Raw genomic sequence first — 1,062 nt, 5'->3', positions numbered from 1 at the left:
AGTGTGTTTAGCAAGACTTCGTATCTCATTGTATACATCCATGAAATTTCCATAAATATCTGTATCTGCCTCATAAATTTCCTGATTAGAGGCTATATATTCTAGGTCCTTCATTAGCTCAGGAATCACGGGAAGGATGTGGTCAGGCTGCTCTTTTAATTTCTGTAAAATTAGGCTAAGAAACGCGCTAGCTGCGTCCGAACTTTCATAAAAACCAAAATCGCCGTTACGAACATAATCCCGAAATCCAAACACATAATATTGAAACGGCTTTTTCGGCATCCAATGTAGATCTTCTGCCCGCATTAAAACATGGTCTTTGTACTGAGGCAGCATCTCCGCATTACTCTTTCCGAAAAACTGGCCACGAGCATAATTAACGTCTAAATCAAGGACAAATTCGCGATCATACTCAGCCCAATCATCTTCTGTAGGTATTTTTCTATTCATTGGGAACACTTAACGCCCGCATTTGCGGCTTGGGTAAACTGGCGGCTTTTTTGCCGCGCAGCGCGAAAAAGGTGACAGTTTACCCAAGTCCGGCAAGATGCGCTTGTTATGAGCTACCACCGTTCCACCCACTTGCTTTCTTTGAGATCAAATTCATGGTTACTATCATGAGGAGCGATGTTAGCTTTTAATTTGAATGATTTACCTCCTGCAGCAAGCCAACACTTAGAAAACCATTCAATAAGTTCATTTGTTGCTATGTGCCAAGGGTCGAGCGATTCATCCCTGTTTGTATATTCTTCTTCTAGTTCGTAGGGATAGACGTGATCAATTTTTAGCAAATCTGGATCTACTGGTGATGGATATTCTGCTTTTCCATCGATGTAAACAAAGTGCTCAGAATTGTCCTCATCCATGAAGAATGCTCTCACAGGAAATCCAGAAGAAAAACCATCAATAAATATCTCAAATGCGAGCATGTCGACTTCTTTTGGGTAGCCATACTCGATTAGCTTCTTGAGTACTGGTGTTAGATCAGCAGACAGACGATCAAGATGCTCTGCCACTTTTCCTTTGAATTCTTCTTCAATGCTCATTAATTATCCTTGCTCA

Annotated in this window: 2 protein-coding genes; both read right to left on the bottom strand. The window is 41.1% G+C overall.

The features are described from left to right. Positions 1-450: hypothetical protein (locus KCG35_RS25575; RefSeq protein ID WP_215822675.1), on the bottom strand; the 450-nt coding region annotated here is incomplete at its 3' end. A gap of 113 nt (positions 451-563) precedes the next feature. Continuing rightward, on the bottom strand, positions 564-1,046 hold the full coding sequence (locus KCG35_RS25570) for a hypothetical protein (RefSeq protein WP_215822674.1): 483 nt from the start codon (positions 1,044-1,046) through the stop codon (positions 564-566). Positions 1,047-1,062 lie beyond the last annotated feature (16 nt).

The sequence above is a fragment of the Zooshikella harenae genome (assembly GCF_018837975.1).
GTDB lineage: Bacteria > Pseudomonadota > Gammaproteobacteria > Pseudomonadales > Zooshikellaceae > Zooshikella > Zooshikella harenae.
Note: the sequence above shows the minus strand (reverse complement) of the source record. Positions and strands in the feature narration are given on the sequence as shown.